Origin of the sequence: Nonomuraea sp. KM90, assembly GCF_052246675.1 — a bacterium.
Classification (GTDB): Bacteria; Actinomycetota; Actinomycetes; order Streptosporangiales; family Streptosporangiaceae; genus Nonomuraea.
Genome location: NZ_JBQQCB010000197.1, coordinates 1 through 13,076 on the forward strand (window position 1 = coordinate 1; position 13,076 = coordinate 13,076).

Sequence of the window (13,076 nt, forward strand, 5' to 3'; positions counted from 1 at the left end):
CCATCGGGGAGAGCACAGCCGACCGGGAAACCGGCGGAAGAAAGGCCCCGAGTCCTACCGCCAGGAGACGCTACCGCGCCAGCTCCCGACCCTACATCCTGTCTTCGCAGGTGGGAGGGGATGGCCTGGCGGTATCGGGTGTGATCTCTCCTGATGGGCAGCCCAGATCATGGGGCTCGATCGTTCGCCGGGGACAAATATGGATCTTCCGGTATTCGGCTGCGACGCCTGACCTGGGGTCGTTATCGTCCGTGTCCTGGTGATCTCACCAGGTAATCGTCGTCTTGCCGGGCCGGGGGAAGCCATGTCGTTACCGCTGCTGGAGCGCCTCACCACGCGTCTGGTCGCGCTGAGCGCACATGCCGAGCGGTTACGAGATCAGCTGGCCGAGGCCGAAGACGAGATGGACCGGCTGCGCGTGACCGAGCAGGTGGTCAAGGAGATCCTCGCCGAGGAGGGAGCCGAGGAGATCGGCGCACCGCCGGGAGTCGGCGGGTCCGACGACGAGCCGGTGCCGTTCTACCAGGTGATGCTCACCCCGGCGCAGGCGACCGAGCAGGTCGCGCAGGGGATCGACCTGCGGCCCGTGCCCACGCCTGCGCCTGTGGGGTTGCTGGTCCCCTACCGTCACCACGGCGCGAGCGCTGATGAGTTGCCCGCCGACTATCAGGCGCTGCTGGCGACGGTACGCGCCGCCGGTGGCCCGGTCATGTGCAGGCAGGTCTGCGAGCGCCTCGGGCTGTCCACCGAATCGGGGCAGGTGGAAGGCGTGCGGGCCAAGCTGAAACGGCTGGCTGAGCGGGGCTGGCTGCGCAAGACCCCCAGCGGCGCGTTCGCTGCCTGACTTCAGCCTGAGGAGCCCGTCGGTTCGCTGCCGCTTCCCGCAGCCCCTGGCCGAGCCCGCCCGGCGACACCATGCCGAGCGTGTCCCCGGCGGGGGCTTGGCGGCGTGTGACCACAACCAAAACCGCGACGTCGAACGCGGACAACGCGGCGACGTCCGCCGAGGACACGCCCTCGCCTGTCTACTGCAGCATGCTGCCGCTGTCCACCAAAACCCTCACCTTCCTGGGCGACCTGCTGCGCGCTCATCTCAAAACCATCGGCTCACGCTGGCGGAAACTGCCCGCAGGAAAGATCGCCACCATCGTGCTAGCCGTCTTACGGCACGACCAGCGCCTGGCCGACATGGCCGGCGCCAACAACGTCTCGGCCTCCACCGTGCGCCGCTGGGTCCTGGAGACCATCGAGTTGCTGGCCGCCCGCGCACCCCGGCTGGACCGTGCCCTGAAGAAGATCGTCCGGGCGGGTGGCGAGGTCGTCCTGCTCGACGGCACCCTGATTCGCACCCGCCGCCGCACCGGCCGGGATAACCGCAAGCACTACTCGGGCAAACACAAGGCCCACGGGCTGCTCGTGGTGGCGCTCACCGACACTCGCGGCAATCTGCTGTGGGTCTCCGCCGTCCGGCCCGGCCGCTCCAGCGAAATCACCACCGCCCGCCACAACCGGCTCACCGCCCGCCTGCGCGAAGCCGGGCTGGGCGCCATCGCCGACCTCGGCTTCGTCGGCCTGGACGACGACACCGACGACCCGGTCATCATCACCGGCCGCAAAGCCGCCGGCGGCAGACCCGTCACCCCCGCGCAAAAGCAGGTCAACCGGCTCATCAGCGCCGAACGCGCCCCCGTCGAGCACGGCTTCGCCGCTCTGAAGGCCTGGCGCATCCTCACCAAGGTCCGCCTGGACGCCATCCACGTCACCAAGCTGCTGCGCGCGCTGATGGTCCTAGCCACCACCGAGCACACCCGCTGACAGACGATCACCCACCATGATCAGCGCCCACCACCAGCCGGAGCACGCCCTCAACGGATCACACCAGACCCCTGACCAGCAACTTCAAGTTGGAAGGATCTCACTGAAAGATCGAGGGCTACGACGTCTACCCTTCGCCTGCTGGGAGGGCACCCGCACCTCGCGCGGCGCGAACATCGAGCGCGACGGCACCCAGATCATCCAGGTCGGCAGCCTCGGCGAGTCCCGCGGCTGGATCCAGGAGCAGACGGGCAAGCAGCGTGTCGCCTGAGCAGCCGCCCGCGACTCGCATCCGTCGGGGGCAGGTGATCATCCTTGGCCCAGGCAGACAACACGCAGCCGAAAGGCCTTCGCTACTGTAGCCGACCCGAGACAGCATGCTCGCGACCCCTTATTGGGGTTGCGACACAGACACTTACGATCAACAAGATCCACCGCCACGTCACGACTTCACCTCCTGCTCTCCTGGGCACAAAAGAAGGTTCGCTGAGCATGGCTGTGCAAAGATCGCCTTGATTTCGGGGCAGATATCAAGCCGAGAAACGGTTGGGCCCATATCAGAGTCTGCTGGAATTCTGGGCCTGGCCTTCTCTAATGGCCGTGGCCGACGTATCGTGTCCACCATCTTGACTTGCACAGAGCGACCTAGGCAGGACCTCTACATACCGAGTACGCAAGGAAAATTGCAGTCAGAAGGGCTAGCAATGGTCGACCCGCTGTCGTTCCCGGTGCTTGCAGGCGCAGCCCTAACCGCCACGATCACATTCATCTATAATCGGATTGGAGCGGTACTGGATCGCCGGGCCGGCCGAATATCCCCGGACATTCCAGACGCAATCGAGGGCTCCACGGAAACTCTCACCGTCCAGAGCGACTCATTGAGCGATGAGGAAATCAAGAATTTGGAACGATACGCGGGCATGCTAGGTGTATACCTTGACCATCCGGAGCTGCTGCGCGGAAGCGACGAGAAGCTGCGCAGCAACCTGGGTGAGATAAGATCTATCCTCGAAATCGCCTACGGCCGTGAGTTCAGATTCGGTGATGAGCACTCTGACGGGCCGACCTTGCGTGTCACTCTGAGATCAGACCAGATTAGCGGCACACAGCGTGGCATCAAGGCAAGGAGCGTCTCCGGATCCGCTCGGCTGGATGTAGAACAGGTGGGTAAAGTCATAACTGAAACGGGCGAAATGACCGGTATAGAGATCGACGGCTCGATCGACTAGAGGAACAATGAGCCAAGACTATGATGACAACGAAAAGCCCGCCAATAGGTGGCTATGGCTTGGCAGGGGTGGTCGCGATGAGGATCACGACACGCATAGCGAGCCACTCGGACAGGGGAACACGGGAGTACCAGCTGAACCAGAATCCATCACGCGGGAGGAACCCCTTCATCAGGTAGGACCGTATCAATCTGAAGCAGGACGACAATCTCCATATGGCGCCGGATACTCTCCTAATCGCCCAGAAGAATTGGAAAACAAACACGCTGCCTCGGGCGGCGATGATTCAATTGAGCAGGGTTCGAGCGACCACAACACTCAGATGATTGATCTCGCGGACCACCGCGGAGACTCGACGGTTTCTGCAGCAAAAGAATCGCTCGCTAACTCTGCACGCGAACGCCTGGCTGGCATTCGCCAGGAAGCACTGCTCAACTTCGGGGAGATGAACGCGCTCAAGCAGGTTTTCGAGCACACAGTCGATCACGACGAGATAGAGCCAGAGTACCTTGGGGCAGTCCAGCTTGTCTTCGCACCACCAGGAAACTTCGATTCACTTTATGACGGCCTGCGTGATCCGGGGTCAGTACTTGTACTCAACTGCCTTCCAGGCAGTGGGCGAACCACAACTGCTCATGCACTCCTGGCTAGATTGTACTTCGATGGGGATATTGACGGAGCCCGCGAAATCTCATTTGGCGGGTCGAAAGAATTTCCTGTCAAGCGATTGCCTCATGAGAGTAGACAGGGATTCCTTCTCGAGCTGCCAGCCGATGAAGAGGAAAGCAATTTCCAAGTCTCCGATAGATTCGGAAGCCGCATTGCCGCCCTATCTCATGAGTTGAGCAAGCGTGACAACCGATTGATAGTTCTCACCGATCCAGAACAGTGGCGCCGCATATGTATCAGAGCACCTGAAGGAGTCGCTCCAAAATATGAGCGTCCGCGCGCTGAAGCTATTGCATCTAAGTGGGTGATAGCCGAAGAGCCGGAGTTTCCTATCGACCGGTGGATGGCTGACCCAGATATTGGGGAGCTGTTCGATAGCGCGAAACCGCTCGACGCATTGCAGATCGTGGATCTGATGTTGAAAGCGTACCGTGCCGATGTTGATACACTGCCCTCGCTGGAGTCGCTCACTCGTAAGCAAACTGGTGGCAGCGAGGAAGGCCAAGTATTTCGACGGCAAGTCCTCAGCGTAGTCGCTGCTCGACGCAACTGGCGCGATCAGCTACTAGACTGGCACAAACAGAAAGACCGAACGAGTTTCGAACGAAACTTCCTCTTGGCAGCATCCGTCCTCCGCGGTGCCCCGGTGGCACATATCTACGCCAAGGTGGCAGTTCTCTGCGAAACCCTTGGAGAGGGAGAAATAAAGATTGCGGGACAAGTGGCACCTGGCGTAGTGGAGCTAGTAGATGCTGTGGATGCAGAACTGACAGATAATGGAGTAGTAACCTTCAGTAGACCTGGTTGGGACGACGCCGTTCTTGAATATTTCTGGATCGATCGCCCACTTGCGCGTCTCCAATTCCTGGAATGGCTAGCCGATGCTCCGCGTAAAGATCCTCAAGGAGTTATGGAAGCGATTACGCAAGACGAGCGAGAAGCGCTGGCAGAGCGGATTGGCGCCTTTGCTTTGCAGTGGGCTGTTCGGCATCGCAGGCCGGACCCTCTACGAATGCTTGCTGAGGCATGGTACGCAGTTAGCTCTACTGACAGTAAAATGAGACGCCTGTGGAGCGTGCTCATAGATATTCTTGCCTCGGCAGCGATACGTGATGCTAGCGCTCCCTATATACATACGATGCTTCTGAGTTGGTCAAAGACCAAGAAGCCTGCCTTGCAAAAGGCCGTGGTGGCTGTCTGTTCAGATGAGTTCGGCCGAGTACATACGGGCAAGGCTCTCCGTCGTCTGAGATACGCAGGAGAGTCCGAAGATCCAGACGTGGTCGTTGCGCTCCGCACAGCGGTGCGCAATCTATGGGAAGACCCCTCAGTCCGTCAGACACTTCTCGGTTACATAATTACGTGGTGCAAAAGCCAGGATAGCAATGCACTTGCCGGCCGACGGGCCTTCGGGATCCTGGCAGGCGCAACAAGCGCGCAGGATTCGAATGTCCCAATTCTGCTTGAGAAAAGTGACGAAGGTGATTTACTGCCACCAGTAGAAATGCTGTCCATCGGCTGGAGTGCACTCCTCGATCACGACTCTACTCTGGAAGAGTCCGGAGAAGCCGAGAAGGCAGTAGCTCTATGGATGACAGCTGCACTAGAGAAGGAACCTATACGTGACCATGTGATACATGCTCTACGCAAGGCTGTGGATGGCAAGGACTCACAGCGGCGGCGCGATCTTCTGCGCTCCTACGTATATAAGTGGTATGAGGAAGGGCATATCGAGACGCGCAACGTGCGTGAGGTTCTCTATTCTCAACTATCTCAGCTCATCGACAACGATCTACGGACTGAGATGTCCAGGCAGTTGCATAGGGTGGACAGTTCCCCGGGCAAGGTGTCGTAGTGGCGCGTAGGCGACTTAAGCATGAGGTGCACCAAGTGCCGGCGCCCACCTTCCAATACACCTATTCGGATCGCCTTCCTAGCCGAAATAATGGCCTGGCCTTCGTCGCTTCGATTCGTGTTTACTGGCGACGTGATCCATCTAACGGAAGTCAACCGACATCGCCCCGCATTGTGGCGCGCACCATACGAGCTGTTGTGGAAGGTATAGCTCAGCAATCTTCGGTATTGCGCCTTCATGTTGCAGAAGAGGAAATCGAAGAAGTGCTTCGAAAGCGGCTTCCATTCGTCGATGACGGTGCTGAAATTTTAAACGCTCATGTGAGTCTAACCGTTGATCAGGAGACTCTCGATTCCGCTATGCGGTTGGAGCGTTTGCTTCACGAACAAGAGTTGGATGAATTGGCCCGTCGCCAAGCAAAAGGGCGTGCCGATTTTTTACGAGATGTGATGCTAAAGGATCCGGCATCGGCGCGGATCTATACCATGTTCGAACTCTCTCCTCGCATTGGAGGCCCGTCGGCACATGTTGACCTTGACCGCTTAGTGCAACAGGTCAATGATTGGCATCCGGAGGCTCGCTGGATCGGCATCGCACAAATACTGCACGATTTTTTGAATGGTCTCTCGGAGGGTGGACGCAAAGATCTTCTTAACATTATTCAACATGCGATTTCTCTGCTAGGTACTCCTCATCAAGCCGCTCGCTTTTCCGATATAGCCGGAGAGCCGGACGGACCTGTATCGATTTCCGAGTCCTCAATGCCGAGACTCGATGAATGACCGTCATCCAACAGAAAACTCCCCGCCCACTGTAGGCGTTCCTACAGTACAGCGCTAAAGATCTTACTGTGGTATTAGGATGCGGCCATGGCCGCGAAAGAGACCATCACCGTAACGCTGGACCCCGAGCTGGTCCAGTATGCCAAGCACCACGCCCGCAGCTTCTCCGTCTACGTCAACGAGGCCCTGGCCGCGAAGGTCCACGAGGATCGCCGCCGGCGGGCGCTCCTCCAAGCTCACCGCGACCGTGCGCACGAGGGCGCCGACCATGCACTCGTGGACCGCCGCATGGCCCACGTCGCCCAGCAAATCGCCGCCCTGACCGGCGAGGCCCAGTGACGCTACAGCCGCTCATCCTCGACACCGGCGTCCTGGTAGAGCTGGCGCGCGGCGATCTCAACCTGATGGAGATGGTGGCCCGGTGGGACGAGCATGGCCAAGCGATGGTCATGTCCGTCGTCGCCGTCGCGTCGGCCGCCCGCGACTCCGGCTCCAAGGACGCCACCGACCTCCTGCTTGGCATCGCCACCATGGACCAGATCACCGTGGCCGGCCTCCCCGAGCCCGAGCACGGCATCGCCCTGGCGTCCGTGCTCGGCGGGACCGAACTCGACTGGGGCGACGCCCACGTCGCCGCGTTGGCCGACACCTCCCTCTGCCCGATCCTCACCCTGGACGGCTCGCACTGGGCGCCGGCCATCCGCGCCTTCGAAGAGCCGCTGCACGTCATCGAAATCCCTGACCCGCCCGAATAGCGCCCCTTGGCCCGCGTCCAGGCCAAGGAGACACCCCCCGCGGCGGACCCCGATCCGTCCTGCCCCACGCAGGAACGGCACCAATCTGGGTAGCGGCGAGATGACGAGCGGCGCGTTTCCCCCTTTCTGGTTTCAACGCGGACGCGTACGTATCTCGACCAGGCGGGACCGCGAGCGCGGGCAGAGGCTGCCCCCGGGCTGGGACGAGAACATGGCAGAACGAGACCTCCAGCGCCCCGCCCGGCTCCGCCAGCAGCAGGCCGACGAGCCCCATCAGGACGCCCTCGCCTACATCCGGGACGCGTGGCAGCGCCTCGACCGTGACCTCCGCTACGTCCTCTCCGACGACGTCCAGGCGCACCAGCGCGGCGACGGCTGGCGCGGAGCCACCCTGGACCAGGTGGAGGACCTGCGGGCGTGGCTGGCCAACCGCACGCCCACCTTTGAGTGTGAATGGTGTGCCGAGGACAGCGACGACCGCGCCGAGGTCACCAGCCTGCAACTCCTCGTCGCGGCCTACGGACCCGATCTCATTCCGTCACCGGCCAGATAGCATCCAAGCGCCACCACGCACGCTGTCAGCCGTCCAAGCTCGTCCAGGTCCAGCAGATGGACATCCCGCGCGAGCCGCGAGCCGTCGCCCCGGCCGCGAGCGCCTGGCCGGGGCTGCAGACGGCGGACGCTGGTCGGCGCGATGGTCCCCGGGGCGCCGGCGCGGCCGCCGTCTGCGAAGGGAGATCTAGTTTTCGGTGCGCCTGGCGGTTCCGTCGTTCATCGAGGCTGGACTATTCCGAATGTCACGTTTTCCTGGAATGGTGAAGTGTCATTAGGGGCGCAAGGACCAGGGATGAGATGAGATGACTGCCGGCGCACATCATCAGCGCACGAAGGAGCTACTCTCCCCGTGGCCCGCCGACCGTTACGAGGTTCTGTGCCAACGTTCGGCGCCGTTCCAGGGCAGCCGGGATCGGTACCACTTCGCCGAACACGCCATGGAAGCGGCGCAGGCGCTGGAGACGGCTGGTCTGGCCATCCGGGTGGCCGTGATCAGGATTTCCGATGACGCCGTCATCTACGATCCGGACTCCGGCGTGGAACTTCCCTCGGAGCAATGGTGAGGTATCTCCGGCCGTCCAGGCCTGAGCTTATTCTTTATCCTCCGGATTGTTGAAGGGCGGCGAGGGTGCGGCCGCGTTTGACGGTCTTGCCGACGTCGTAGCGGAGTGCGGGCCGGCAATTGGGGATCCTGGGTGGACGTCCTGGGCCGGGCCGAGAGGGTTTGGGTGCACCGGCCGGTTGAGCAAGCGCGGGACACAGGTTCCCAAACCCGCGCCAGACCCGGGCGGGCGTGAGCTGGGCCCAACGAGACGGGCTTCTCGCACGGGGCGACGCAGGTCCTCGGTCAGGCGGCGGGCCAGGCGCAGCTGGGTGTGGACGATGATGACCAGCCAGGCCCCGGCGGTCCGCGGCTTGGGTGGCGCGCAGTTTGGGCCAGGTCCAGCCGAGGGGTCTGCGTGTAGAAGCGGTAGGTGTGTTCCAGGCCCGGATCTGCGCAGGAACGCCTGCCTGCAGCGGTTCACGTTCGCACTGGTGGCATCGGTCTTGGAGGACCAGAGCCAGACTGGTGGGGCGTCGTGGTTGCCGGGCAGGTGCTCGACCTTCAGCTGGATCCGCCCGGGCCAAGGGCGGCTCAGAGAAGGACCCGCATGAGCGAGAGTCGGCCTTGGAAGGCGCCTGCATGGAGATCGTCTTCGGTCTGCCCGTCTCCTCCGCCGTCCGCGCCGCCGCCTACCGCATCCTGGCCACCATGCCGAAGATGAAGTCGCTGGGCACGGTGAAGGACCCGCTGGGCCGCACGGGAGAGGCCTTCGGTTACCAGGACCCCCCCGCCCCAGGCAACGCGAACCCGTACGAGATCGCCTACATCATCGATCCCGCCACGGGCCTGCCACTCGCGCGTTCGCTGACGACCACGGTCGAGCTCGCCCACGGCCGTACTGCGAAGGTCGCCAACTCCACCGCCTACCAGCAGCTGGGCTGGACCGACGCCAAGCCGTCACTTCCCGCGAAGCGCGATTGAAAGCGCACAGAACCTCATCCGGCTCTGCGAATTCGATGGCTGCTGCCGACCCTTGATCACCTGCAAGCCCTGCGAGCGGTGGGTCGGGGATGTGGTTGCGGAATTACGGGCTGACCAGGGCCGGGGGTCAGGTTGCGCGCAGCGGCTTTGGTCCGGCGCCGGGTGCTGGAGGCCGCCGATATCGTCATCGATGCCCTGCCTCGGCACAGGCTGCAGGCGGGCGCCATGGACGGGCAGATCGCCGACGCGGCCACCATGGTCGCGCACGGGAGGGTGCTGGTGATCCGACGGCACGGATCGTCTCCTCTGCACTTCTGAGATTAGTGTCGTCTCGGAGTACATCCCAGGTCTGACTTCCGAGATGGGTGTAGCTCCCTCTCAGGGACTGTCTGATCTGGGTTGTTGAGGTCTATCAGAGGAGTGGCGACTACCTCTGTCGCGGGTCTGGATGGTCACAAGTTTTGATCACCCTGCGGTGCAGGCTGATCGGGTGGGCGCAGGCGTCCCAGCACACCATCGACGAGTTCCCACCCGTCGATTTCGATTGGTTTGGCAGTCGCGAAGTCGTGGCCACGCTCCAGGGCTTCGTCCAGTAAGGCACGGACCACCCCTGGGCGGTGCAGGTTGAGGTAAGCGCTGTCGCTGGTTCGTAGCACTCCGCCGTCGTGGAACATACCGTCCTTGACCAGACGGCCGGGCCCTCCATGGAAGACGATGACCAACTGGCCCGGGGCTCCCACCTGCCGGAGACGCAGAACCTCCCGGCAGTCATACCGTGGGAGACCTGCCTCGTCCTGGTAGCGCTCGTGACGATGACCTGCTCCCCAGCGGTAGGTGAGCGATCCGACGACAAGACGGCGGGGAGGACGGCTTCGACCCATGTCGGATCAACGTAGTCGGTGCTCGACTACAACCTCAAAGGATTTGGGTGTAGCTCTTCCTCAGCGACCGGAGTGATCAAGCCGTGAGGCAGTATCCGTCCTGGTAGTCATTCTGGTGGACCCGTTCGTGCTGCCGGGCGCGGTGAAAACGCCAGTATTCGTCGAGGTCACCGTTGGCGATCAGGGAGCGGAGTTTCAGGATGGCTTCGGCTCCGGCCAGGCCCCAGCGTGCTCCGGCGAGGTCGAATCTGTCGGCGATCAGATGGCGGCAGGCGCCTTCGATCACGCCTGTCGCGATCGGCCATCCCGCCTCCAGCGCCTGGTCGTAGCGTAGATACTCGAGGTTGTTGGTGAGGTAGCGGATGCACGCGTCGATGCCGTCGCGGCGGTGGGTGGCCGTGATGGCGGCCTGGCCGGACAGCGCGGTGACGACGTGGCCGGTGTGCCCGGCCAGCAGGGCCAGAGCGTGACCGGCGACCCAGTCCTCGGCGGCCGGCGCCGCGGGAGGATGCACGCTCCAGGCGGCAGCCCATAATTTCTCCAGCACGTGGACGAAGTCGATGACGATGCCGACTCCGATACCGCGGCGGGCAGCCTCCGCCGTGATCAGATCGAGCTGGTGGCGGGCTCCGTCGACGAGCACGACCCAGGGACGGGCATGGCCGGGATCACGGGCTTGGGCGTGGTCGAAGACCTTGGCGATCACTGCGGCGGGGCCGGTGATGATCGAGCCGCACAGCCACTTGCGCATCGCGGACGGTCTGGCGCGCGGCAGGCGTTGCCCGGCCCGGCCGCCGGGGACGGCGATCACATCGTGCGGCCGGCGGGGCGCGGGCTCGGCGTCGTAGACCACCCCGAGGGTGGCCATCCGTTTGCGGGCCGGTTTCTCGCCCGCTGCCAGCCGGGTCCGGAAGGTGGCGCGGGCGCGGGCGGCGGCCTTGGCGGTCGCGGGCCGCAGCGCCTCGGGGCGCATCGCGATGCCCTTGCCGTCCACGCTGATCGCCAGCACCGTGCAGGCCGTGCACGGCAGCACGGTCCGCGCGGCGTAGAAGGCGTCGACATCGACCGCCGCCGCCACGATCGCCTGCTCGATCTGCCGTTTGCCGATCACGTTGCCGCAGCGCGCGGCCAGCGCCGCGTGCGCGGCGTCGAACGAGCCGCGCACCGTCTCGATGACCGCGAGCTTGGCCAGCCCGGCCGAGTGCCGCACCGCCGGCAGCGACAAGGCGGCGTCGGCCGGATAGAGATTGCGCACCCCTGGGGCGCGCCAGGCGCACCGGGTGACCGTCACCGTCCCGACGAGAGTGGCGAGCAGGCGGTGATGCCCTGTCTCCAGCCGTGGCCGCAGCACGCCGTCGGACCCCATCACCTGTGCGGATGCTTCTGCGGCCGCGTCCTGGCGGGCGTGCTGCGCCTGCTGCCGCTCGCGCAGCGCCCGCAGATCAAGGTGTGCTTGCAGCAGTTGGCGTTGCAGCTCACGGCCCTGCTCGACGATCGTCTCTTCCAGCCGGTCATGGGTCAGCATGCCGGACGCCGTGTCGGTGAGCTGTCCGATGAGCCAGTTGAAGGTGTTCCTCGCCTCCGCAAAGACGTCAGCGGCCAGGCCGGTGTCGTACGGTGCCTGCATAGGGCTCTTCTCTCGCCGGGGACGATTGGTTGGCACCTTTGAACCTGACGGTGGAAGAGCCCTGCCGCAATCACCCGTCCGGTGACGAAGCAGATGACGCCGCGATGCCGTCCCGTGACCCTCCGTCGCCCTGCCCGGACACCTCACGCGCCACCGGCTCGGTCACCATGAACAACCCCGGCCCTTCCTCCTGCGCCCAGCCGCGTTCCACCAGCCGCTTCAGCTTCGAGCGCAGCCCTTCCCGCTTGGCGGCCTCATCCGGCAAGCCCATCGCCACCGCGATCTGCCCGGCCCGCATCGCACGCCCCGCATCGGTCATGATCTCCACCGCGTCCCGGTACGCGCGCGGCAGCATCGCCGCCTTCATTCCCGGCTGCCACGGCGGCACCGTCACCACACCGAGCACCGGCGGCCGTACCGGAACCGCTCCGGCCGCGTCGATGCCCCCGCCTGCACTTTCGGCCGTTTCCATGGACTCACTGACCAGTTCGGCCGCCTCGCCCAGGATCTCCTCCACCGTCTCCCGCGTGATCACCAGCCGCGACAACCGGTCGTGCTCATCCTCCAGCCGTGACTCCAAGGCGGCGATCTGCTCGCGGATCTCCGCGATCCGCTGCCGGGCCACAGCCTCACGCCGTGCTAGCTCCTCCAGCAACGAGCCCACCGTCACCACCGCCTCACCGTCTGCACTCACAGTAGAAGGCGGTTCCCGGACTAAACAGTCACGACGACAAAAGCCCAGCTCAGGCACTCACTGAGAAAGAGCTACACCCGGCGACGATTGACACCGTACAACCGTCCCGACGGCCAGCTACTGATCATCTTCTTCGGCCTCATCGAGATCGGCTGGGCCGGGATGTGCGGTGGCAACACCTGTGCCAGAGGGTGGCACGTCGACTTCCTGAAGGGGGCACTCGTCCTGCCTCCCATCGTCGCCCTACTCTTGGCTTATCTCTGCTCGTTCTCCAGAACGGGAATCGTCGGCAGGCTGCTCATAACCCAAGTTCTGGCCTTCTCGGCGGCGGTGATCGTATGGCTTTTCTCTGCGGGGCCCTCCGCTACATCGAGGACCTCGCCCTCTTCAGATGACTCCCGCGCCCCAAGGCCGCTCCTCCAGCCCTTGAAATCCTTTGCCGCGTCAGCGGCAGGGCCTTGATCTGCTCTTGCTTGCTCCTGTTCATAGAGCTGCAGGACAGCCGACGTCAACGGCAGGTGCTGTCAGCCACTGCTGATATGGGCCCATCATCCCCACCTAGAGATGATTGATGCCAAGGCGTGGCTGCGGAGTTAGGGCGAGGGTGTCCAAGCTCGATGTGTGACGAAAGAGTTAGACACCCCTCGTAACCGCACTGTACGTGTGGATCGATGATGTGTTGAAGGCCC

General features: G+C 63.4%; 15 protein-coding genes. 12 read left to right on the forward strand and 3 right to left on the reverse strand.

Annotation, left to right across the window (positions count from 1 at the left end):
- Window positions 1-304: 304 nt before the first annotated feature.
- From ACTWPW_RS59795 to ACTWPW_RS59850, 12 genes are all read left to right on the forward strand, one after another.
- Window positions 305-844, forward strand: coding sequence for a hypothetical protein (locus ACTWPW_RS59795; protein WP_443174339.1), 540 nt, complete (start codon window positions 305-307; stop codon window positions 842-844).
- Between the two features lie 107 nt (window positions 845-951).
- The gene (locus tag ACTWPW_RS59800; protein WP_443174340.1) at window positions 952-1,815 is read left to right on the forward strand and encodes a transposase family protein; all 864 of its coding nucleotides are present in this window, start codon (window positions 952-954) and stop codon (window positions 1,813-1,815) included.
- A gap of 16 nt (window positions 1,816-1,831) precedes the next feature.
- Window positions 1,832-2,086 carry a hypothetical protein gene (locus ACTWPW_RS59805; RefSeq protein WP_443174341.1) on the forward strand — a complete coding sequence of 85 codons (255 nt, stop codon included), beginning with the start codon at window positions 1,832-1,834 and terminating at the stop codon, window positions 2,084-2,086.
- A 433-nt stretch (window positions 2,087-2,519) separates the two neighbouring features.
- Complete coding sequence (locus ACTWPW_RS59810; protein ID WP_443174342.1) at window positions 2,520-3,044, forward strand: hypothetical protein; 525 nt, start codon at window positions 2,520-2,522, stop codon at window positions 3,042-3,044.
- Between the two features lie 7 nt (window positions 3,045-3,051).
- The gene (locus ACTWPW_RS59815) at window positions 3,052-5,568 is read left to right on the forward strand and encodes a hypothetical protein (protein WP_443174343.1); all 2,517 of its coding nucleotides are present in this window, start codon (window positions 3,052-3,054) and stop codon (window positions 5,566-5,568) included.
- A gap of 35 nt (window positions 5,569-5,603) precedes the next feature.
- Window positions 5,604-6,350: a hypothetical protein gene (locus ACTWPW_RS59820; protein WP_443174344.1), complete on the forward strand. Its 747-nt coding sequence runs from the start codon at window positions 5,604-5,606 to the stop codon at window positions 6,348-6,350.
- Window positions 6,351-6,437: 87 nt separating this feature from the next.
- On the forward strand, window positions 6,438-6,689 hold the full coding sequence (locus tag ACTWPW_RS59825; RefSeq protein ID WP_443174345.1) for a type II toxin-antitoxin system CcdA family antitoxin: 252 nt from the start codon (window positions 6,438-6,440) through the stop codon (window positions 6,687-6,689).
- Window positions 6,686-7,105, forward strand: coding sequence for a hypothetical protein (locus ACTWPW_RS59830; protein ID WP_443174346.1), 420 nt, complete (start codon window positions 6,686-6,688; stop codon window positions 7,103-7,105). The genes ACTWPW_RS59825 and ACTWPW_RS59830 overlap by 4 nt, the downstream gene beginning before the upstream one ends.
- 211 nt (window positions 7,106-7,316) lie before the next feature.
- Window positions 7,317-7,658 (forward strand): hypothetical protein, encoded by a 342-nt coding sequence (locus ACTWPW_RS59835; RefSeq protein WP_443174347.1) that lies wholly within the window; start codon window positions 7,317-7,319, stop codon window positions 7,656-7,658.
- Window positions 7,659-7,962: 304 nt separating this feature from the next.
- Window positions 7,963-8,223 carry a hypothetical protein gene (locus tag ACTWPW_RS59840; RefSeq protein WP_443174348.1) on the forward strand — a complete coding sequence of 87 codons (261 nt, stop codon included), beginning with the start codon at window positions 7,963-7,965 and terminating at the stop codon, window positions 8,221-8,223.
- 620 nt (window positions 8,224-8,843) lie between these two features.
- Window positions 8,844-9,185 carry a hypothetical protein gene (locus tag ACTWPW_RS59845; protein WP_443174349.1) on the forward strand — a complete coding sequence of 114 codons (342 nt, stop codon included), beginning with the start codon at window positions 8,844-8,846 and terminating at the stop codon, window positions 9,183-9,185.
- 162 nt (window positions 9,186-9,347) lie between these two features.
- A complete protein-coding gene (locus ACTWPW_RS59850) occupies window positions 9,348-9,503 on the forward strand; it encodes a hypothetical protein (protein ID WP_443174350.1) in 156 nt (51 codons plus the stop codon).
- A gap of 134 nt (window positions 9,504-9,637) precedes the next feature.
- Here the strand turns inward: ACTWPW_RS59850 and ACTWPW_RS59855 are convergent, their stop codons facing one another.
- From ACTWPW_RS59855 to ACTWPW_RS59865, 3 genes are all read right to left on the reverse strand, one after another.
- A complete protein-coding gene (locus ACTWPW_RS59855; protein WP_375118992.1) occupies window positions 9,638-9,907 on the reverse strand; it encodes a hypothetical protein in 270 nt (89 codons plus the stop codon).
- Window positions 9,908-10,142: 235 nt separating this feature from the next.
- Entirely contained in the window at window positions 10,143-11,693 is a 1,551-nt protein-coding gene (locus tag ACTWPW_RS59860) for an ISKra4 family transposase (protein ID WP_375118991.1), read from the reverse strand.
- 70 nt (window positions 11,694-11,763) lie between these two features.
- A complete protein-coding gene (locus ACTWPW_RS59865) occupies window positions 11,764-12,444 on the reverse strand; it encodes a hypothetical protein (protein WP_443174351.1) in 681 nt (226 codons plus the stop codon).
- Between the last annotated feature and the right edge of the window lie 632 nt (window positions 12,445-13,076).

Coding starts and splice junctions, on each gene's coding strand:
- ACTWPW_RS59795 (WP_443174339.1), top strand. CDS start 305: ATGTCGTTACCGCTGCTGGAGCGCCTCACCACGCGTCTGGTCGCGCTG.
- ACTWPW_RS59805 (WP_443174341.1), top strand. CDS start 1,832: ATGATCAGCGCCCACCACCAGCCGGAGCACGCCCTCAACGGATCACAC.
- ACTWPW_RS59810 (WP_443174342.1), top strand. CDS start 2,520: ATGGTCGACCCGCTGTCGTTCCCGGTGCTTGCAGGCGCAGCCCTAACC.
- ACTWPW_RS59815 (WP_443174343.1), top strand. CDS start 3,052: ATGAGCCAAGACTATGATGACAACGAAAAGCCCGCCAATAGGTGGCTA.
- ACTWPW_RS59825 (WP_443174345.1), top strand. CDS start 6,438: ATGGCCGCGAAAGAGACCATCACCGTAACGCTGGACCCCGAGCTGGTC.
- ACTWPW_RS59835 (WP_443174347.1), top strand. CDS start 7,317: ATGGCAGAACGAGACCTCCAGCGCCCCGCCCGGCTCCGCCAGCAGCAG.
- ACTWPW_RS59840 (WP_443174348.1), top strand. CDS start 7,963: ATGACTGCCGGCGCACATCATCAGCGCACGAAGGAGCTACTCTCCCCG.
- ACTWPW_RS59845 (WP_443174349.1), top strand. CDS start 8,844: ATGGAGATCGTCTTCGGTCTGCCCGTCTCCTCCGCCGTCCGCGCCGCC.
- ACTWPW_RS59860 (WP_375118991.1), bottom strand. CDS start 11,693: ATGCAGGCACCGTACGACACCGGCCTGGCCGCTGACGTCTTTGCGGAG.